Below are 20034 nucleotides of genomic sequence, written 5' to 3' on the forward strand. Positions count from 1 at the left end.
AATTTCTATAATCTATGGTAGGATACCGAATAATATTATTCAGTAATCTTTAATAGAAAATATAAAATTAGCAAACCGCAAAACTAATTGTGCTTACTACTTTGCAGTTAACACTTAAAGATGAACCTGCACGTAGCTCTACATCCTTCTTTGAATCTAAAACTTGAAGAGATAATACCTTTTTCACAAAAATCACCTCCTTTTAGTTAATAACTTTCCATTAAAGCTATTACGCCAATACATTTAACTTTTGGCTACTCAATGAAGAAATGATTTTTGTAATTTCTGGTATAGGTAACCAAGAGTACATTCCTTTTGATTTGGTATCATGTAAGGCGAGTAACATACCAGCAGAACCAGAGAAAATATCTCCAGAAATTCTATAGCTGTAATCTCCTGGCACATAATACCTTCCTTCATTTTCAAGAAGGTAAAGGTTTAACGTTTCTAATGCCTTGTCTATACGATTCTCTTTTCCCTGAAGATTAAATTCGATATCAATAGCATTTGCGGTAACTATAAGCCCTGTCAATCCTCTAAATAGACCTGAACTATAGAAACATTTTGATTGAGTTAGAAGACCAATACCACTAAGTTCTCTTTCCCATTTTTTCTCATGAAGTAAATTTCTTAATTCAATCATTGCTAAGCCAATTCCAGCGCTTCCTCCTGCAAGATAAGGTACAAATCTTGAGGCATCTTTCACTTGATATAATCCCGATTCCTCAAGAACACACTGTTCCATATCTTTATCGATAGCTAAAATAGACAGATTTAACCATTGTTTATCATTTGTAACATTATATAAAGAGCTAAAGAACAATGAAACTCCAGACCATCCATCGATCAATCCAATTGGTACTGCATCAAAATCACTTGGTCTTATTTTAATATCCTGTGCAAGAAGATTTTCTATTCGATAAGCAATAGCTAATGCTTTATCAAATAGGTACTCCAAATCCGTTAAGGTCGATGCTGATAAGAATGCTAAGCCTATACCTGCTAATCCAGTTGAAAGCGAGATGTCTTCTAAATCTAAATGATTTTCAATGGAGTCGTATATTTCTTTAGCTTCAGCTTTCATTCCTATTTCATAAAGGATGCCAGCAATACCAGCTTTTCCAGAGAAAAGTCCATCATCCAATTGTTCTATATATTCATTTTGCCCGAACTTTCTAGCCCACTCTCTAGCTTTATCAGGTAAATTACCTGTACGTGCTAGAGCCATTATTACCCCAAATCCACCTGTTAAGACGTTAAGTAACCCACTAGATGTCTCAAACTGGCGAATATCTCCTGGTAAAAGTCGCTTTTCCTTACTTAGATCATGAACAATAGCATCTCTAATCTTTGAGATTATCTTTGGAAGATCGCTTTTTTCAAGATAGTTATTAGGGGAGCTAAGAACACTATCCATTGGTCTCGCGTCCCTTTTGTTACACTCATACTGAATTTCGGTAATCAAATTGATAGCCTCTTGTCCGAATTTCTTAATGATCCATTTATCATGTTGAATAAGTATATTCTCAGCTAAATCTTGCACAGGTCCAATAGGAAGAAAAGCATGTCTAGCTATACGTAGAAGCGCAAACCAATCGGCTTGTTCCCTAGTTGATTTTGTTGATCCCGTAAACCCTGGTGTCATAAGTCCTGAATGCTTAGCATCTGTTAAATCACTTGCCGATTCAAAGTCAATAATCTTCACATCTTCAGATTCTGATATAATGATATTAGATGGCTGTAAATCTCCCATTCCAATTCCACGTGAATGAATATCTTTAACTGCCTGTTTCAGCTGGTTTAGAATGTTAATGACCGTTTTACAATATGATTCTGAATCCTGTTCATCAGAAAAAGGATAATACGCAGCTAACCATGTGTTTAAAGTTGTTCCTGGTAAATATTCTTCTACTAGAAAAGTGTGTTCCCAAGCTTGGAATATTCCCTCGTATTTTGCAACACAATTCAATCCTTTTAAACGTTCTAATACGATTGCTTCTTGTTGCAATCTTGCGACGGCATCTCTATTCTGTCCATCAAGACCAGACCCGGGGCGACCTTCTTTAAGCACAAACTTCTCATTGTTTTCTCTATGGTTAGCCAGGTATACTCCACCACCATTACTAAAGTGAAGAGCTGATTCAATATCATAGTTATCTAGTTGAGAATGTTCTGCTAGAACCTTTTCTTGCGCTTCTGTCATCTCACGAATTACTTTTGGCTCTTGCACAAAATCAGGTACGACATAGTAAGCACCTCGAGAATCTGGAATATATCCTCCATCTGGCGTCCTAATAGCCGGAATCTTGGCTGCACCTTCCTGAATATACATTTCTCCAAATGCTCCATATCTAAAATAAACATTCCCATCAAGCCATCGCTTATCACTTAGAATATAAGGTCCTTGAGGTGTATCTTTTAAAATTCTATGTAATTGGTTTAATAGGAAGATAAATTGCTCTTCATCTTTAGGATAAACTGTAATAAATTTACCTGAACTTCCTCTATCACCATATTTCGAATTTTTAAGGACTAATTCCCAAATGTTAGATACGTGTTTAAAAGGTATACACTCACTAAAAAGAAAATTAGAAGTTAAATCTAATGTATTCTGGGCTTCATTAGAGACTGTAGTAATATGAATTTTCCAACCTTGAATAGGAAGTATAGTATTACTAGGAAAATAATAAGTCCAATGATCATCTTTCTTTTCTTTCCAAGATGTCGGTATATTAGAAACCTTTAAAACTGATTCATTTGCTTTTTTTTCAGGAGGTTGATAATATTTTTCTCCAGGTGTAACATACCTTAGATATCTCATGTCCATTTTTTCTACCTCCAATGATTAACCAAAAAATATTAATTTAAATTAACAAACTGCAATACTCAGTGTGCTTGCTATTGTATTTGGCCAACATGCAAATGCACTTGAAGTTGACATAGCAGGGTTAGTTAGTGAATTTCTTGTAATATCCATACTTTGTAATTGAAGAACGTTAGACATTTGTTTGTTATAAGACATTTTCTCTTCTCCTTTGTAGTTGAAAGTTTTCAATCAAAATTATTGTCCATTAGGTAAGCACAGGAAAAAACTAATAGTACTCTTTTCTTTGCATACTACACTTAAATTTGAAGTAAGATCTAATGAAGATGAATTCTTCATTTTTTGCAATTGAAGAACATTAGACATTTGCTTGTTATAAGACATTTCCTTCCCTCCTTTGTAGTTGAAAGTTTTCAATCAAAATTATTGCTCATTAGGTAAACACAGAAAAAAACTAATGGTGCTTTTTTCTTTGCATACTACACTCAAGTTTGAAGTAAGGTCTAATGAGGATGAGTTCTTCATTTTTTGCAATTGAAGAATATTAGACATTTGTTTGTGATATGACATTTTTTTCTCTCCCTTTTATCCCATAGAATTAATTAATACTTGTGCACTAGTACCGTAGAATCCCCACTTAACTCTCCAGAAGCCACTTGATAAGCAGCCTCAATAGTTTCCCCCCAGTAAGGGCCCCAAAGCGTATTTTTTACGGATTTCATGCTAAGGCTAGAATTAGAGTTTTGTACATATCTCCCCTCGATTTCTGTAAACCAGGGCCCCCCAGACATACCACTCTTCCCTTTGCTTGGTACTCCTTGTAGGGAAGAATGCTTGAAGGAATCTGCACAAGCTACCCCTCTACTAAAAAGTGGTTTTTTAGATGGTAGTAATACATTCTGGAAACCTGATATGACGTATTCCAAGTTGCGAGACATATTAAAAGCGACTGGAATTCCTTTTTCCTCAAAATTAATTACATTTGAAGCTTCTGGCTCAAGTACCAAAAATCCAGTATCGTAATCTACTACTCCATTTTTAGCCCATTCCTTAGGAATGGACGCTAACACTGGCTTAAATGCAACCTTGAAACCTTCCGAATATGGCAGGAATCTTATGTGTTCATAAAACTGTTTAGATTCCCAATCATATACACAATGAGCTGCAGTTGCGATAATTGGAGCATTTACAGATTTTAAAATACTTGCACTTCCTAAAGATCGCTTTCCATTAACCCAAAACTCTACCTTACCTAATTTACTTAGTAAATTATTATCATATTTGTCTAATTTACCCAACAAAAGACACCGCCATTCACTCTCTAAATTACCTAAATAAGGATAAAAAAGATATTTAGAACTAATATGGCAAAATTAAACAAGTTATTAATTTACAAATAAAGTATAATATACCTAAAAAATAAGTCAACAGATTTTTCGGAAAATATTATAAAATATATAAAATTGTATTATTTTGTAGATTTTTGGTTCGATTAACCTTATAATACAATATTAGGAATTATAATTGGAAAATTAAGTAACTTTTTTAGACTAAAGATATAGTCAAAACAACTATGAAATTCAAACTATTTAATTATCCATTATTGTTTTTCTTACCTATAATTCGTAGTTTTTTAGAAAGGAGAAAGAAGTTGAGTAACAACAATAAAAAGAAAATAGGAATTAAAAGCTTTTTAAAATTTATTCATACCTTCTTGCCAGAAAAGTCGATTCTAATATTAGCTGTTATACTCATTCTGATAGAAACAGCCTTCTCTTTAATAGTTCCTCTTCTTACTAAAGATTTTGTAGATAAGATGAACTTTCATGGTCTCAGTACAAAGACCATAATACTTCTATCGATTGTTTTCTTAGGACAATTAGTTATGTCGGGGTTGGCTGTTTATACAATGACATACATAGGTCAACGTGTGGTACTTACTTTACGTAAAATTATGTGGAAACAAATTTTACATTTACCAATATCATTTTTTGATCAGAATTCCTCTGGAGAAACGATGAGTCGAATGACTAATGACACATTGGTCATTAAAGACTTCATTACGTCACATTTAATTCCCTTTGTCACTGGCATCATTTCTATTGTTGGGTCTGTGGTTTTACTAGTAATTATTGATTGGAAAATGACAATATTAATGGTTTCAGCCGTGCCAATTGCAATTCTTTTAATGGCACCTTTAGGCAGAAACATGTATAAAGTATCAAGATCTCTTCAAGATGAAACAGCACTATTTCAAGGAGATTTAGGTAGGGTACTATCAGATATTCGTCTTGTAAAGTCATCTTTAGCAGAAGAACATGAAAAGAAGACAGGCTTACATAGAATGACTTTACTTTTTCAATATGGGCTAAAAGAGGGGAAAATTCTCGCTGTTATTCAGCCCTTAACAATGACCATAATGCTATTGTTATTGGTAGCAATATTCGGTTACGGAAGTAGTCGAGTTGCTTCAGGAGAAATATCTGCAGGTGCCTTAGTAGCTATTATTTTTTATTTGTTCCAAATTTCTGTTCCTTGTTCACAATTGGCTAATTTCTTTACTCACTTTCAAAAAGCTTTGGGAGCAAGTGAACGTTTAAATGAAATTCTATTAGCAGACTTAGAACCAGATATTTTTAACTCAGTTAGTATTGATGAGCAAGATTATTTATTATCGTTTCAAAATGTATCTTTCTCCTACTCTGAAGAAAAGGAAACTTTGAAAGTAATTAATTTCAATGCACCTATAGGTCAAACCACTGCTTTTGTAGGTCCAAGTGGTGCTGGAAAAACAACACTTTTTTCTCTTCTCGAACGATTTTATGAACCTACTGAAGGATCGATTGTATACAAAGGGCAATCGATTGAAAATATAAAATTAGCTGAGTGGAGAAAAAAGATAGCGTATGTATCACAAGATTCCCCAATCATGTCAGGTACTATTATTTCAAATCTAACTTATGGTTTGGATGAATTTTCGCAAGAAAAAGTGAAGCAAGCCGTAGCTGACGCAAATTTAGAAAGCTTTATAGAATCGTTACCGAACCAATATGAAACAGAGGTAGGAGAAAGAGGAGTTAGATTATCAGGCGGGCAACGTCAGAGGTTGGCTATTGCGAGGGCTATGATTCGTGATCCAGAAATTTTATTATTGGATGAGGCTACTGCACATTTAGATAGTAATTCAGAGAAACTTGTCCAAGAAGCATTAGAATCTCTAATGACAGGAAGAACAACATTAGTAATTGCCCACCGTTTAGCAACTATTAAAAATGCAGATAAACTAATAATCTTGGAAGATGGTAAAGTAACAGGAATGGGTACGCATCGAGAGCTGTTAGAGTCTCATAATCTTTACAATGATCTTGTTAAACAACAACTCTCTCTGGAATGGCAAACTAATGAGCTCCAATTAGCTAGCAAATAAAAAGAATGGTTGGCATAATAGCCAACCATTCTTTTTATTTTTGTAAGGAATGTATTAATTATTAAAGTAATAATTAGCCAAGCTCCAAACAGTTTAAGAAGGAGCTTATTAGGATGAAATTAGTGTAAAGAAGATGGTGTAAAAATATTTACTCTTCATGGCTTCATAAATCTGAACTACTTTAATTCTATATATCAAAATTATTTGATAGACATAAAACCTCTATTAGAAAATCCTAAATTCAATTTTTAAAAAACAAACGAATGAATACAATAATTAGCTATAACTTCACCACTTATGTATGGTTAATCATTTCAAATGACTTTGATTAGAAAGATATTCAGCTACATCTTGTGGAACTTTAAGATTAAAGTTTAAACCTTTCGTTTGAAAACTAACATATGAACTATTTTTATAAGTTGTAATTGTACCTACTTTTTGGAGTTTCTGTTCACCTTTATTTGATTTATCTCCTAATTTTATTGTTTCTTTTTGATATAACTTGTAAATATCTTTTTTATTAGCATTTGAAGGGATTTCAGCAGTATTCCATTTGTTCACTCTCAACTTTTTTATAAACGTATTTACATCTTCTTTTTTATCAATAACGGCTAAAACTGAATTTGGATCTTTTACTGATGTAACTTCAATTCTCTGAGCTTGATCAATTCCTATATCCAGATTATTCTTCATGTCTTTTTCCTTTTGACTGCATCCAAACAGAAATGTAGACATACTTAAGATTACTATAAGTACAAAGTAAAACCTTTTCATGAATATTCCTCCTATTTAAAACCATTAATTTACATAGAAAATTTTAACATCTAATTCTGTGAATTTCTATACGTCTAGAGTCTTATATTAAAACATTTTATTCTATATATTATTAATACTGTATACAGGTAAATCATCTTTTATTAAAGAAATGAAAAGCAAAAAATAAAAACAATGAAAAATAATAAACATTATAAGAAATTAGAAAAACATTATAGTTGTCGTCACTTGGTTTAAATAGTAAAACATTAATGATACATAAAGCACTTTAGTATTTACTTAACGAATGGTGAAACATAGGTGAAAGAGAAAGGTTACTCTTTTCTAAGTAGAATCAATTACAATATTTATTTTTAAACTTATATGTATATAAATCTATAAATCTGGCCAGACTATTAACGTATTCCCCCCCTATTCCAATAAATTTGAAAATCCTTTGCTGATATGGGCAAAGGATTACTTTTTTTGGGGTGATTTTCCTGTTATTGGTTGTTGATATAGATAAACGGGAATTAGGTATATTAATAGCACACAAAGGAGATATGCATTGGTGATAAATTACGGGTACTCTACTGGATCCCTGTTCGTGAGGGAATTAGAACGTTTAAAAGAAGAATATATTCAACTTGAGCTCGGCGAGATGAAAGTAATGATGAAAGAAGACATTTTACTTTTAGAAAAAGAAATGGATATGTTGTCTAGGAATAAAGTGTATTAAATTGAGCAAACTACCCAAGACGCCGTGAGGTATTTACTACTAAAACCATATTCGTATTCCCAACAGAACAACCTACTGTACAGGAGCAGTAGGTTGTTCTGTCTTATAGCTATATTTTTTATGCTTGTTTAGTTAACATATAACGAATTATCGGTAGAAATAAAAAACAGACCTTTAATTAAAGATCTGCTTTTTTTCTTTAGCAAAAACTAAGTAAGTTCTCACTATAAGCATAATGCCCAAAGCTATGCAAATTAACCAGTACGTTAAAGGGAAACTATATGAAACTGTCATAACTCTAGTATTTCTATCCAATACTCTAACGATAAAAGGAGTATAAATCATCTTAATAGTTAAGTACGTTAATACAGCTTGAGCAATAAGAAATATCCCTATTGCACGTTTCATAACCTTGCCTCCAGACTCATACATGTTTCTATGTACACTGTAACATAAATAGGCTTACTTATTAATTTTAGTTACCACAATGTTCCTTATGGGAAGTATTTATAATTTATTCTTCCTCGTCTTTAGAACGTTTTTTTATTAAAAAATAACCAAATGAAAAAGTTCCTAAAAAACATAAAAATATAACTGAACCAATTATTATACTATCAGCCAAGCTACTATTAGATGTTATCTTTGTTAGTAGACCAAAGAAAACTCCGGCAGCTAAACAACATAATACTAATAAGTAATAGGGCATTTTTCTAATTCGTTTCTCATTTTCATAGGAGTCAACAGAAATACTTAAGTTCAAATACCCTAATATAACACTGGTAAGTATCAAAACTAGCCATATAGGATTATTGGTAATATTATTGAATCCTTTCGTAATACCGTCATATATTACAATCCCCACAAGTGCTAAAGTTTGAAAAGCAAACGCAAAACGAATATTTTTTAAATTTTTTATAACAAGTCTTTCGTCTGTTATTACTTTCATTTAAATCTCCTCCTGACCAACCCAAAAAATCTCATCTAAGGTTTTATTGACTGCATAACATATTTCTAAGCAAAGTTTTAATGTAGGATTATATTTTCCTTTTTCAATTAAACTAATGGTTTGACGAGTAACACCAACTTTTTCAGCCAATTGATGCTGAGTTAAATCAGCCTGTACACGAAATATTTTTACATTGTTTTTCAATATAAACCAATTCCTTCCTGGTCCCAGTGTAACATATACATTACATTATTCAATATATATATTACATTATCCTTGAATTTAATTTACTTAATACGGCTTATTGCCACTAAAAAAGGATCTTTCGTTAGAAGATCCTTATAACTGCTTATTTACTTTAAGTGTTTTTTAGAAATTAAAGATAAAGTGTTGATACAACTAAATAAGTTAATGAGAATAAACTTAATAGAAAAACAAAAGAGGCAAAAAGTAAAACCTTTGACTTTTTATTAATTGTTATACCATTTTTGAATAAGTTAGAGAACCCTAATAACAAGCCTCCCAAAATTGCTACTAATCCAAACAATTGGTTAACTGTACTTCCCATCCATACCCCTATAACAAGAATTATTAAAGCAAAGAATGGATTAAAAATAACATTCACCGTCACATTAATCAGCCTCTTTCTAATTCGGTTACTATTAATTACTATTTTATCAGAAAATGGATCAAAGAAACGGTGTATATCATATATATCTTTAGTCAACATAATGTCTCTTTCCGGAAAATAGCATAAAAAAGAACCCTTGATGCAGGACGGTTCTGCCAAGGGCCCTTTTTCTGGAGTATGCAGCTTTTTATACATCGTTTGTTTTTCAATGTTTTCTTAGTAGGTGGTTGAGAAACTAATGTATAAGAGGTGCACTTTGTATACAGATTCTCGCCCCTATAAAAATAGTATTTTTGGGAAAAATATGATATTGTTTACATGCGGTTATATTTTGGTACTTTATAATTGTGAATCCTGATAAAAAGCTACCTCGCTTGCCAATGCTGGGGGAGCTTTTTATTTTTGCTACCTTTCTTAGAAAGGAGTATTTGATGTTATTAAAACGCTAGTTACAGCAATAATTTGAAGTTTTTAACAATTTTAGTGAAATTATTCACTTGATAGAAAACTGACAAAGAAAATACAAACCATGTTATACATAGCTTTTCCTATTCTATTATCCTCTTTATCATACTTCTAGTTATTAAGACCTTCACTTAAGAAAATAAAAACAGCTAATATTTTTAAATAAGGAGTTTTTAAATGAGTAATTACAAAAAAACTAAGACTAAAAAAAATATAATTTTAGGTATTATATATGCTCTAATTATAATATCTGTATATGCATTTAACTTACCTCTACAGATAGCTTTCTCTATACTTACTCTTGTCATAATATTTGAACTTGTAACTTCTATAAAAGAAGATGACAAAGCTAAGAATGTTATAAACATTATTACCCTATGTTTATTTATACTTGGAATTGTTCTTCTCTAACTAATACTTACTTACAAATAACAATACAAAAAAGAGCAAAGGCTTCTTTATTTTCAAATCAATCAAGAAAGTACCATTTTAAATTCTTCAAACACGACCCATTCATATTTTCCTGATATATCCAATATATAGAATATCATTCATCAAGAAGACCGGTCTAAAGCCATATTAATGCTCTCACAGAGTACTAATTCTTATCCCCTAACACAACATCTGATTTTACAAACAAGTAACAACTTATTCGGGAATTTCAAATGTACGATCCAATGGAAAGATGGTATAGGTCACCTGGTATGTACGGAAGCCAAAAGTATTAAGGCTTCAACTATTGCACTTTCATCGGTTAAAAAATCTTTAATAAACACCCAAAAATGGTTAGAAAAATCAGAAAAATATTTAGACAATGTTGCTAAAATAATAAATATAAGAAAACACTAATTTTTTGTTTTTCTTACATAATTTTTTCTACCTGGAGTAAACTAAACAAGACGCCGTGAGGCCTCTATCCAATACTTTAAAATCCTTGTTGTTTTAAACAGAAAAACCTACTGGTGCCGGATGAACCAATAGGTTTTTCTGTTTTATAACTTTATATCTCATAAACGTTTAATTAACATAAAACGTATTATCAAATGCTTTTCTTATCTCCATTCTAATAACATTTAAATTAGTTTCACATAATGGATTGAAGCAATTCTCTTATACAATAAAAAGGCAGCTTGCTTTATCAGCAAACTGCCTTTTTGTAACGACCCGTTCGGGATTCGAACCCCTAACCTTTTGATCCGTAGTCAAACGCTCTATCCAATTGAGCTACGGGCGCTTCCTAAAATGGCGCAGATGAAGGGACTTGAACCCCCGCGGACTTTGACACCTTTGTCGGTTTTCAAGACCGATCCCTTCAGCCAGACTTGGGTATTCCTCCATATTTCAGGGTCACTGGTGGACCTTGTAGGACTCGAACCTACGACCGGACGGTTATGAGCCGTCTGCTCTAACCAGCTGAGCTAAAGGTCCTTTCTAAGGCATATCCGGTGTATTTTCTGCCGTTTATTACGATTCTGTCTTTGGGTGTCTTCACTCAAATAGGACTTTTTACACTGTTCTAAATTAATATTAGCGTTAAAATTAATCACTTAGTTACTAATATTAGGATGTTTCCTAAAAAACGGTTTCAAACTCTTTACTTTAAGTAAGTAAATATACTACCCAGTTTTTACCCTATAACGATCTATCCTCTAAATATAAACAGTCTTCTATAATGTAGTACAAACATTTGCATTTTTTAGTATGAAGACCTGTTTTTAATAATCATTCAAATAAAGGAGAATTTACATGCATTTTTTAAAGAAACTAACAATGGGATCTTTGGGTATCTTCCTCGTGGGTACTTTATACACTCAGACTTCTGCATACGCTTCTGATTCGTTACAATCAACCAGCCATAAACAAGAAATAACTTCATTGCAAACACAGCTAGTCAATATGGGATATTTACACGTGAATCCAACGGGACAATACGGCTCGTTAACTCGAGAAGCCGTTAAGAATTTCCAGCACGATGTGGGCCTTATGCAAGACGGACTTGTAGGTCCCGGTACATATACACAAATAAATAACGTAGAAAAAATGGCACACGTGGTTTATGGAGAGGCACGAGGTGAGGTCTATGAGGGGCAAGTAGCTGTGGCAGCTGTCATTCTAAACCGTGCTAAAAGCCCAGATTTCCCACAAAGTATACTTGGTGTTATTAGTCAACCAAATGCGTTTACGGCTTTAAATGACGGACAATACGCTTTGACACCAAATCAATCTGCTTATCGAGCAGTAACGGATGCTTTTAAAGGATGGGATCCTACTAATGGAGCAGTCTATTATTATAATCCTACAACTGCAACAAATAAATGGATTTATACACGTAAAGCATATAAGAAAATTGGTAGTCACGTTTTTGCTTATTAATCCAACTAGTTAGAGTATGAATAATATAACGTACTTTCAGCTATGTTATAATCCTTATTTACCAGCATTCCTGCTTCCCTAAGAATGATGAAATGCTAAATTAATATTCTGTTTTCTATACATATATTTCAAATTGAAAACACTATATAATTGGTTCACCCTCGATTTTAATACATTTTATACATATGAATCGTGACAAAAAGCTACTTCGCTGCTATTGCTGAAGTAGCTTTTTATTTTGCTATTATTAAGAATAATTCAGTATGGACACTTTAAAATTTAAATATGTTTAGTTTAAGCAAAACCAAATAGCTAAATACTGTACATTAGATTTCCTTCTAGTTAACACAATGATAGTTTTTAATAGTTAGACATTCAAAACTATAAAAAACCTTTTAGAGGCTTATTTAGAATGCCTATTATAGAACCAACCGCAAGATTAATGTAAGGGTAAATATATATTATCTTAAAGGAGAATTTAATTAGTTCGGAGGTTGGAAAAAGAAAATCTTTGTCAAAGGAATTAAAAAATAAATAATAATCCTTATTTTTACATGATTTTAAATCCATTATATAGTAATATATTTATAAAATTACATATTATGATAAAGGCAAACTAGTTGAAAAACTAGGACGCAAAGCTACAGGTCTAAGGTTAAATAGCTATGGCAGCTGAGCTCCCTGAATATCTGGAGGTAATTTTCATGGATGGTAAACAACAATTGATAGAAAAAGAATTAGATCAAGAATGGGTTAAACTTATAACAGAAGCTAAGGAATTGGGATTAACTATTGAAGAACTTAAAAAGTTCTTCAAAAAACAAATAACCCCCTAATCACAAGCAACACTAGTCATATTTGGTCTTGTTTATAATCATTCAATTTCTGGGATTTCCTATTTAAAAACTCTTTAAACTCCTCTTTGGTAACGCTAGAATTCATGGCTTCTTGGACTAAAACTAGCCATTTATAGGAAAGAGTAGTTTCATAATTTGAATTATTCATTATAATCTTCCTCCTTTACAACTTGTCCTATTATAAAGCAAATTGATTTGTAATATAAGCTATAATGATAAAATTATTACTTTTTATCCGTTTTTTTACATAAACTGTTATTCATAGGGTCTTATTCAGTTGTTTAGCTTATGAAGATCGAATTTAATAGCCTAGGTAAAGTGTAAACTCATGAAGATATAAAATGAATATAAGTAAATTTATCCTTTGTTTATAAAAGTGCATTTGAAAGGATTTTATTAGTGAAAGAGAAAGAATCATCCAAAGATTACTTAATAATTGATAATATGGGGAGAGTAAAGGTACCTTCCCAGCTTCTAGAGCATGCCAATATTCACTCATCTGCTGCAATACAATTCTTCAACTACAAAAATTACATTGTCATGAAGCAGGTTGAATTTTCACCGGTTCTTTTGGAAGAAAATAAAGATAAGCACTTAATTAGGACTATTGATAATTTAGGCTACATTGTAATTCCGAAGATACTTCGTGAAATACATGATATAGATCTACATGATGAAATAGAAGCGAAAGTCCTTAACGAGAGCATTATTTTTGAAAAGAAAAGAGAGCCTAATAAATCTCGAGCTCTAATAAAGAAAGATATAGAACCTGAATTAAGTGAGTTATCTTTACTTGAAATAAAAGCAGGGAGAATAAAACTTCCTGCTTCTGTATTAAAATCCTTGGATTTAGAAGGACATATGCAATTACAGTTCTTTATCAAAGGACGAGATACTATTGTTGCAAAAAAACATAGCTATAAATTTCTTACAGAAGGAAACCTTTTTTTTACTGGACAATCACGCGTGATAAAGAAAGATAACTACTTAAACATTCCTAAAAAGCTAAGAATTCATCTAAACATTCATAGTGGCGACATCCTAGAAATCAAAACAATAGGCGACAAATTAATTATAAAAAAAGCAATTGAGAATGATATTCTTGTTTAAAATAAGTAAGCGCAGTTGAAATAATTAGCTGCACTTACTTATTCGCTGTCACTGAGAGTCATTTTGTAAAAGAACTAATCTTTAGAGATACATCTTTCAAGGAATTTCACATCAGTGTCTCTTTTATTTTAAGAGTGCCCGAAAACCTAGACACCTTTTCTTTAAGCGAGTGGGTTTATTTAATCTAATAATCCTTTTTTCTATTTTATCCTTGAAATATCATTGATTATTGTACATTTTTACCACTTCTAGCTTAAACGAGATTGTAAAAGATTGTCCTTAGTGACCCATTAATCCCCTCCAAGTATAGTGTAATTCTCTTTTTATTTACTCCATCCACTTAATCGGGCGCATTACATATAAATAAACCCCTACAAAAGACGCTTTAATTACTAATATCCAAGTGTATTATACTTTCTTCGTAAAAATAAGAACTAATCAGTCATAGAGGCCTCTTCTAATTGGTTTAGAAGTTGATCAACGAATTGACTGATTACAATGGTGTTCTTACTGGTGAATCCTTCTTCTAAACCAACTTGAATCATGAGTTCTCTTCCTGTCTCTATATCTACAAGTAAAGCTTTTATTAAAGAATCGTTCTTTATATATACTTGCACTTATCTAATCACCTATTTCTCTAATTTGCTACTTTTTATTTAACACTAACTATATTTTGGCTTTCTAACAATATTTTTTCCTGTAAAATCCAATTAAAAGCTCGGAATCCCCTTTTTAGGGTTTGAATAGCTCATTTTTTATATCTAAGGCGTGTTACAATACGTTTTGTAGATGCAAATAGAAATTCCATTCCTAATTTCATAGTTAAGAAAAGTCCTCAATTCATGAGGACTTTTTTTATAATTAACACAGAGATACTTAATTTTCAAATTAGAAATTAAATATTTACCCTTCCATTAGAATGACAAAAAGGACAAACATTATGACTTGTTTGTCCTTTTCATATCGAGAAGAGTCTTATATTTCTTACGCATTCTTTCTTATTATCATCTACTTGTGACCTTCATCTTCTCTAACCAGAACTCTCATAGTACTGTTTTTTTACTCCTTAATAAGTTCAACTAGATGAAAAATAATTGTTGATATATGTAAGTTTTTGAAGATAAATTAGTTGAACTAAAGGATTGAATTCCCACCCTTTTTCTTGTATAATAAGTTCAACAGAAGTTCAACTTAAAAATGAGGTGTATAAACATGAAAATTTCACGTTTTAATAAAGACTGTGGAAACTCCGTTGATATGAACATCATTGATGGATATCTATTTGATTTCCCAACCAACGTTGTAGAACTACAAAAAGATGTGGCTGATTCATTCTTTACAGATGCTGTGACAGCACCAGAAGAATTTAAAAAGCGTATCTTACTATCTACAACAATCGGTGACGAAGAAAAAGAACGTTATTTCTTAGTAGGTGACATCGCAGCAAGCCAACAACTTGCGAACAATCACATCAATCGTTTACATAACAAAATTACAAGCCATATTCCTTATGTAACATTTTTAGCTGCTATTGCATACTACCATGCGTTGCATGCGAAAGATCAAAAAGATAATAGCATCGAGATTGACTATTTCTCTACGATGTTGCCAATTTGGTTACTGAAAAAAGAAAGTACGTTTGGCGAAGCGCAAAAAGCCATGGCTACTCGCTTCCTAGGTGACCATACATTCCGTATTCATACTCCAGGGTTTGAAAAAGAATTAAAGGTAGCTGTGGACGAAAGTGCTTGCCTGAAAGAAGGCGAAATCGCGCGCTTTGCGTTGAAGAAAGACCTAACACTTCAAGATCGTGAAGATGCCAATGAATATGTGGAATGTGAAACCGTAATGGTTGATATCGGTGGTGGCTCGATTGATGTCGTCATTTTACCGGAAGGATTAAAGGCTGCGAATAGCCGTGAATCCTTCCAAAGTATCGAGGGTATTCCCTATTTAGCTCATATTGATAAGTTACGTAAAGAGAAGTTCCCAGAGCTGTTTACCGATTTACGTGCTTTTGACCAATTTATTTTAGATAACTATAGTAAACAAAAATTCGAGTTAAAAAATGAAAACACAGGCGCAGCCATTGATTTAACAGCTCAAATTACATCTTCTTTAAAAGAGTATGTGGAAATTTTACTAGCGAAGTTAAATGATGTGGCTCCACCACCGGCAAATAAAATCCGTAAATACGTATATAGTGGTGGTGTCGCTCCAACACTAGAAGTAGCGATTATGACAAGCATGAATGAAAAGATTGGTGAAGAACGTACAGAGAAATATCATAAAGTACCAGCAGATAGCCGTCACTTAAACTTATTTGGCCTAGAAATCCGAAGCATCGGTTATCTTCAAAAGAAACAAGCTGAGAAGAAAGCCGTTAAATCCTAACAGCGTAGGTGATAACCATGTCAGAGCGTCAAAATGCCTTTACGATTAAAACCAACCAGTTGAGTGATGAAGTCTATGGCGTACTTGCAAAATATGCGAAGTCTCGAAAATTAGGAGACTATATTTCATCTTTAATTGTTCGGGACCTTCATCGTTCATCTAACGATCAAGTAGACTCATGTCATAGAACAGAAGAACTTCTTGAACATATCAATTCAGAACTGAAGGAATTAAAACAATTGGCTAAGGCTAATGGCTTTGTAGTCAAGCAAGAGGAGTTAGAAGACAAACCTTCAGAAAGTCAAACCTTAAAAGAAGGTAAGATTGCAGATTTAGAGCAAGTATCTGGTTCTTTAGACGACGATGATTTGGAAGAGTATAGCGATTTTTAAAACACTAAGCCACTAGGATATCTAGTGGCTTTTTTGCTTTACATGTTTTATTAATTTTTAATGTATTTCCATATGTATAAAGAACCTGATTGGACTAAAAGAATCATCATAATGAAGATTTTATTTATGAGCAATAACAATCAGCACGAGTACTTCTATTTATTCTAAATCCCCTCCTTACTTCTTTGTCTGAAGAACATTAATAATTAGGTGTAACAGATACTGTATTGATAATAAAATTGCTCCTAAAGTGTTAGATAGAAGGAATCGGTACAGTCATGGTATACTAATAACAAACATGGAAATGATGGAGGATATTATGACAAAACGATTAGATTTGCGTGTCGACTTTGCATTTAAATCACTATTTGGCACACATGGAAATGAATCTATTTTAGCTGCTTTTTTGAACGCAGCACTCCGTTTTCCAGATGATAAAAAAATTCAGACGGTGCAGTTATTAGATCCGCATTTCAATAAAGAAAACCAAGAAGATAAACGCTCTATTTTAGACGTACACGCACAGTTAGAGGATGGAAGCCGCGTTAATATTGAAATTCAGCTTAATAACAAACATGACATGGAAAAACGAACACTCTATTACTGGTCTAAAATGTACAGTAGTCAAATGAAAGAAGGCATGGACTACGGAGAGCTTTGTAAAACGATTACCATTAACATTGTGAACTTCCGTTATTTATCTCATATTCATGATTATCACTCTACCTTTCAGTTATATGAGCGAGAGCAGAAATTACTCTTAACGGATATGCTGGAGATTCACTTTATGGAGCTACCTAAGTTATTAATAAAATGGCGTAACAGAGAGGTAGATCCACGGGAAGATCAACTTGTGCGATGGTTATTATTACTTGAAGCATCCGAAGATGAAGAAATCACTCAGGTATTGGAGGAGATTGCGATGCAAGAAGATCAAGTATTAAAGAAAGCGATGGACGAGTGGGAACGTGTTAGCCAAGATCCGGAAGTGCTATTAGCATATGAAGCACGAAGAAAAGCACTATTAGATGAAAAGTCAGCCTTAAGAAGAGCTGAAAAACTTGGAGAAGAAAAAGGAAAACAAATTGGTGAAGAAATAGGCGAAAAGAAAGGTATCATAAAGGTGGCTTTAAGTATGATCCAAAAGGGTTTAGATAACCAAACAATCGCTGAATTTACAAACCTTACACCAGAAGAAATTGATAAACTACGTCACCAATAATCATATTTTAAAAAGAGACTGCCTAATAAATTAATTTATTAGGCAGTCTCTTTTTAAAATTCTTCGTTATCAACTCATCTAATTTGAAGTCTATTGTAAGTGAGTTAGTTTATATTTATTTTATCTTTATTACGCAGCGTACTATAGTAGAAAAATATAAGTCTTATATTTTTTGTTAAATTGAAGACCTTTTCTTATATATTCCCTTTTAGGTTGCACTAGCATTTTTCTTTTTTTTCACAGGCAATCCGTACTTATTAGAGTTTTCTTTTATTTTTTTTACGATTTCTTGTGCTTCTTCTTTCGTCATTTTCATACAAAAGACTCCTCTCATGTTCTACTATTATAAGTTTTTTCCACTATCACAAAAAAATATACATGCTCCTCCCTCCCCTGCCATATACATGTTTTAGGTATGTACAAAAAGTCATTGTCCTAGAGGTAATTTTAGATTTTAGGAGTGATTATGTGAGAGTAGAAGAGAAGAAAAGAAAAATTCGAAGTGACAAAAAACGAGATGTAAAACCATCACTTCCCGTTGATCTTAAAGAATGTGTTTATCGATTGTCTTACATTACAAATACACCTGTGAAAAATGTAGTTGAGTCCATTTGTATATCAGGCCTTGCTTCTTCAAAAGTAATGGACTACCTATCAAATTATTTTAGAAGAGGATTTAGCTTTGGCAGCACTGTGTATATGGGGGATATGTCCAATGAGCCAATTAGACACCTATACAAAAATATTGAGAAAGAGCGTGTCTCTACACGCTTAAAAGATGGGCATGGAGAAACGTATGATATCCTGAAACGCTTAGCTTATGCTTTAGATTGCTCTCCTGCATTAGCAGCATCTTTTTTAATTGAAGCGAGCATAAGAAATTCTGATTTTGTTGATGACTATATGACTCGGCATTTAGAAGAAGAATTGGATCAGGGAAGAATAAAGGAGCTAAAAGAGGTGTTAAAATTCATTAATAAAAATAACCCTTATAAGGAAGAGTACAGTTTACACAATTTAATTTCTTATATTATGGATGAACTAAAGGTAGGAGCAACTAGCTTAGGTTCTTCTGTACAAAGCTGGTTAGAAAGTATACAGGATAAAAAATAGTTTGATCTAAAAAACCTTTGAATTTACGATTCAAAGGTTTTTTGTTTGTCCTTTATTTCGTTATATAAGATTTTTGCTCCTAATGGACTTAGAACTAGATTATTTGCATATCTATGGTTTTGAGATGTTATCTCACCTGTAATCAGACATTCATTAGATTCTTTATATTTTTTTATCTCTATATGATCATCTTCCAATAAAATCTCTACTTCATCAGCTTTATCTATATCCAGTATCTTTCTTAGCTCAATAGGAATTACTATACGCCCCACTGCATCTATCTTTCTTAACGTACTTAGTCCCTTCATGCTGACTCTCCTTTTATATGTTCATAAGCACAACTTTCATATTATACTATAAATGTATAAATTGACCAATATTAATTTTACAAACTAGGTTTTAAGATACAGGTTTAGAACTTTTTCTTAGGTTGCTCTTGTACGTAAGTACACGTACGTGCATGTTCATGTGAAAAGAAATGATCTTGTTTATGATAAACTTTCACTCCGCAAGAGGGGCAAGCAAAGAAACCCACTTTAGGACCTTGAGTCACTTCATGTGCATAAAACTCACCAGCTGTTTCAAACATCACTACATGGTTCGCTTTCTCAATCTTAGCTCTCATACAAGCATCTCCCACCTTATTTTGAGTTTAATTCCATAATAAGGTTTAATATGGTGAATTGTAAAAGAAAATGTATAAGTATATACCTATATCTGCAGAAAAAAGCAGCATTCCCCTGCCATTTACACATGAGAATGCTGCTTTTCTCCATCTATTTCTTTTG

24 protein-coding genes, 1 tRNA gene and 1 riboswitch are annotated in these 20034 nt (G+C 32.5%); of the genes, 10 read left to right on the forward strand and 15 right to left on the reverse strand.

Annotation, left to right across the window (positions count from 1 at the left end; genetic code table 11):
- Window positions 1–67: 67 nt before the first annotated feature.
- The 5 genes from AC2YJL_RS24255 to AC2YJL_RS24275 all read right to left on the reverse strand — a co-directional run bounded on the left by AC2YJL_RS24255 (window position 68) and on the right by AC2YJL_RS24275 (window position 4122).
- Complete coding sequence (locus AC2YJL_RS24255) at window positions 68–187, reverse strand: class III lanthipeptide (protein WP_205413786.1); 120 nt, start codon at window positions 185–187, stop codon at window positions 68–70.
- Window positions 188–229: 42 nt separating this feature from the next.
- The gene (gene lanKC / locus AC2YJL_RS24260; RefSeq protein WP_230932239.1) at window positions 230–2827 is read right to left on the reverse strand and encodes a class III lanthionine synthetase LanKC; all 2598 of its coding nucleotides are present in this window, start codon (window positions 2825–2827) and stop codon (window positions 230–232) included.
- A 234-nt stretch (window positions 2828–3061) separates the two neighbouring features.
- Window positions 3062–3208: a class III lanthipeptide gene (locus tag AC2YJL_RS24265; protein WP_205413787.1), complete on the reverse strand. Its 147-nt coding sequence runs from the start codon at window positions 3206–3208 to the stop codon at window positions 3062–3064.
- Between the two features lie 39 nt (window positions 3209–3247).
- Window positions 3248–3394, reverse strand: a complete 147-nt coding sequence (locus AC2YJL_RS24270; RefSeq protein ID WP_205413788.1) for a class III lanthipeptide — start codon at window positions 3392–3394, stop codon at window positions 3248–3250.
- A 32-nt stretch (window positions 3395–3426) separates the two neighbouring features.
- Window positions 3427–4122, reverse strand: a complete 696-nt coding sequence (locus AC2YJL_RS24275) for a trypsin-like serine peptidase (protein WP_098791399.1) — start codon at window positions 4120–4122, stop codon at window positions 3427–3429.
- A 353-nt stretch (window positions 4123–4475) separates the two neighbouring features.
- Between AC2YJL_RS24275 and AC2YJL_RS24280 the strand changes: the two genes are divergently transcribed.
- Complete coding sequence (locus AC2YJL_RS24280) at window positions 4476–6251, forward strand: ABC transporter ATP-binding protein (RefSeq protein WP_230932238.1); 1776 nt, start codon at window positions 4476–4478, stop codon at window positions 6249–6251.
- Window positions 6252–6560: 309 nt separating this feature from the next.
- On the opposite strand, the gene AC2YJL_RS24285 is transcribed toward AC2YJL_RS24280, so the two are convergent.
- Window positions 6561–7025, reverse strand: a complete 465-nt coding sequence (locus tag AC2YJL_RS24285) for a hypothetical protein (RefSeq protein ID WP_098792416.1) — start codon at window positions 7023–7025, stop codon at window positions 6561–6563.
- Between the two features lie 550 nt (window positions 7026–7575).
- On the opposite strand from AC2YJL_RS24285, the gene AC2YJL_RS24290 reads away from it, so the two are divergent.
- Window positions 7576–7743 carry a hypothetical protein gene (locus AC2YJL_RS24290; protein WP_162871454.1) on the forward strand — a complete coding sequence of 56 codons (168 nt, stop codon included), beginning with the start codon at window positions 7576–7578 and terminating at the stop codon, window positions 7741–7743.
- A gap of 174 nt (window positions 7744–7917) precedes the next feature.
- Here AC2YJL_RS24290 and AC2YJL_RS24295 read toward each other — a convergent pair whose 3' ends face one another.
- The 4 genes from AC2YJL_RS24295 to AC2YJL_RS24310 form a co-directional block, all read right to left on the reverse strand.
- A complete protein-coding gene (locus AC2YJL_RS24295) occupies window positions 7918–8151 on the reverse strand; it encodes a hypothetical protein (RefSeq protein ID WP_230932237.1) in 234 nt (77 codons plus the stop codon).
- A 106-nt stretch (window positions 8152–8257) separates the two neighbouring features.
- Window positions 8258–8689, reverse strand: a complete 432-nt coding sequence (locus AC2YJL_RS24300) for a branched-chain amino acid ABC transporter substrate-binding protein (RefSeq protein WP_230932236.1) — start codon at window positions 8687–8689, stop codon at window positions 8258–8260.
- Window positions 8690–8893 (reverse strand): helix-turn-helix transcriptional regulator, encoded by a 204-nt coding sequence (locus AC2YJL_RS24305; RefSeq protein WP_116372640.1) that lies wholly within the window; start codon window positions 8891–8893, stop codon window positions 8690–8692.
- 172 nt (window positions 8894–9065) lie between these two features.
- Window positions 9066–9419 carry a hypothetical protein gene (locus AC2YJL_RS24310; RefSeq protein ID WP_487375001.1) on the reverse strand — a complete coding sequence of 118 codons (354 nt, stop codon included), beginning with the start codon at window positions 9417–9419 and terminating at the stop codon, window positions 9066–9068.
- Between the two features lie 543 nt (window positions 9420–9962).
- Between AC2YJL_RS24310 and AC2YJL_RS24315 the strand changes: the two genes are divergently transcribed.
- Entirely contained in the window at window positions 9963–10196 is a 234-nt protein-coding gene (locus AC2YJL_RS24315; protein WP_144635544.1) for a hypothetical protein, read from the forward strand.
- Window positions 10197–11136: 940 nt separating this feature from the next.
- Here AC2YJL_RS24315 and AC2YJL_RS24320 read toward each other — a convergent pair.
- A tRNA-Ile gene (locus AC2YJL_RS24320) sits at window positions 11137–11213 on the reverse strand.
- Window positions 11214–11579: 366 nt separating this feature from the next.
- Here AC2YJL_RS24320 and AC2YJL_RS24325 point away from each other — a divergent pair.
- Together AC2YJL_RS24325 and AC2YJL_RS24330 are read left to right on the forward strand one after the other, a co-directional pair.
- Window positions 11580–12158, forward strand: coding sequence for a cell wall hydrolase (locus AC2YJL_RS24325; RefSeq protein ID WP_251569184.1), 579 nt, complete (start codon window positions 11580–11582; stop codon window positions 12156–12158).
- Between the two features lie 600 nt (window positions 12159–12758).
- Window positions 12759–12843, forward strand: a riboswitch (cyclic di-GMP riboswitch).
- 19 nt (window positions 12844–12862) lie between these two features.
- Entirely contained in the window at window positions 12863–12994 is a 132-nt protein-coding gene (locus tag AC2YJL_RS24330; protein WP_080963448.1) for an anti-repressor SinI family protein, read from the forward strand.
- A 16-nt stretch (window positions 12995–13010) separates the two neighbouring features.
- On the opposite strand, the gene AC2YJL_RS24335 is transcribed toward AC2YJL_RS24330, so the two are convergent.
- The gene (locus tag AC2YJL_RS24335; protein WP_251569183.1) at window positions 13011–13163 is read right to left on the reverse strand and encodes an anti-repressor SinI family protein; all 153 of its coding nucleotides are present in this window, start codon (window positions 13161–13163) and stop codon (window positions 13011–13013) included.
- Window positions 13164–13414: 251 nt separating this feature from the next.
- Between AC2YJL_RS24335 and AC2YJL_RS24340 the strand changes: the two genes are divergently transcribed.
- On the forward strand, window positions 13415–14125 hold the full coding sequence (locus tag AC2YJL_RS24340; RefSeq protein WP_251569182.1) for an AbrB/MazE/SpoVT family DNA-binding domain-containing protein: 711 nt from the start codon (window positions 13415–13417) through the stop codon (window positions 14123–14125).
- A gap of 434 nt (window positions 14126–14559) precedes the next feature.
- Here the strand turns inward: AC2YJL_RS24340 and AC2YJL_RS24345 are convergent, their stop codons facing one another.
- Window positions 14560–14742, reverse strand: coding sequence for an aspartyl-phosphate phosphatase Spo0E family protein (locus AC2YJL_RS24345; protein WP_224980759.1), 183 nt, complete (start codon window positions 14740–14742; stop codon window positions 14560–14562).
- Between the two features lie 595 nt (window positions 14743–15337).
- Between AC2YJL_RS24345 and AC2YJL_RS24350 the strand changes: the two genes are divergently transcribed.
- The 4 genes from AC2YJL_RS24350 (at window position 15338) to AC2YJL_RS24365 (ending at window position 19246) form a co-directional block, all read left to right on the forward strand.
- The gene (locus AC2YJL_RS24350) at window positions 15338–16519 is read left to right on the forward strand and encodes an Alp7A family actin-like protein (protein WP_047751994.1); all 1182 of its coding nucleotides are present in this window, start codon (window positions 15338–15340) and stop codon (window positions 16517–16519) included.
- A 17-nt stretch (window positions 16520–16536) separates the two neighbouring features.
- A complete protein-coding gene (locus AC2YJL_RS24355; RefSeq protein ID WP_251569181.1) occupies window positions 16537–16911 on the forward strand; it encodes a hypothetical protein in 375 nt (124 codons plus the stop codon).
- 319 nt (window positions 16912–17230) lie between these two features.
- Window positions 17231–18133, forward strand: a complete 903-nt coding sequence (locus tag AC2YJL_RS24360) for an Rpn family recombination-promoting nuclease/putative transposase (protein WP_025751495.1) — start codon at window positions 17231–17233, stop codon at window positions 18131–18133.
- 468 nt (window positions 18134–18601) lie between these two features.
- Window positions 18602–19246 (forward strand): hypothetical protein, encoded by a 645-nt coding sequence (locus tag AC2YJL_RS24365; RefSeq protein ID WP_251569180.1) that lies wholly within the window; start codon window positions 18602–18604, stop codon window positions 19244–19246.
- 23 nt (window positions 19247–19269) lie between these two features.
- On the opposite strand, the gene AC2YJL_RS24370 is transcribed toward AC2YJL_RS24365, so the two are convergent.
- Window positions 19270–19554, reverse strand: a complete 285-nt coding sequence (locus tag AC2YJL_RS24370) for an AbrB/MazE/SpoVT family DNA-binding domain-containing protein (protein WP_251569179.1) — start codon at window positions 19552–19554, stop codon at window positions 19270–19272.
- Between the two features lie 104 nt (window positions 19555–19658).
- Window positions 19659–19871 (reverse strand): hypothetical protein, encoded by a 213-nt coding sequence (locus tag AC2YJL_RS24375; RefSeq protein WP_251569177.1) that lies wholly within the window; start codon window positions 19869–19871, stop codon window positions 19659–19661.
- Window positions 19872–20034: the final 163 nt, after the last annotated feature.

The sequence above is a fragment of the Priestia sp. SRI_019 genome (assembly GCF_057586255.1).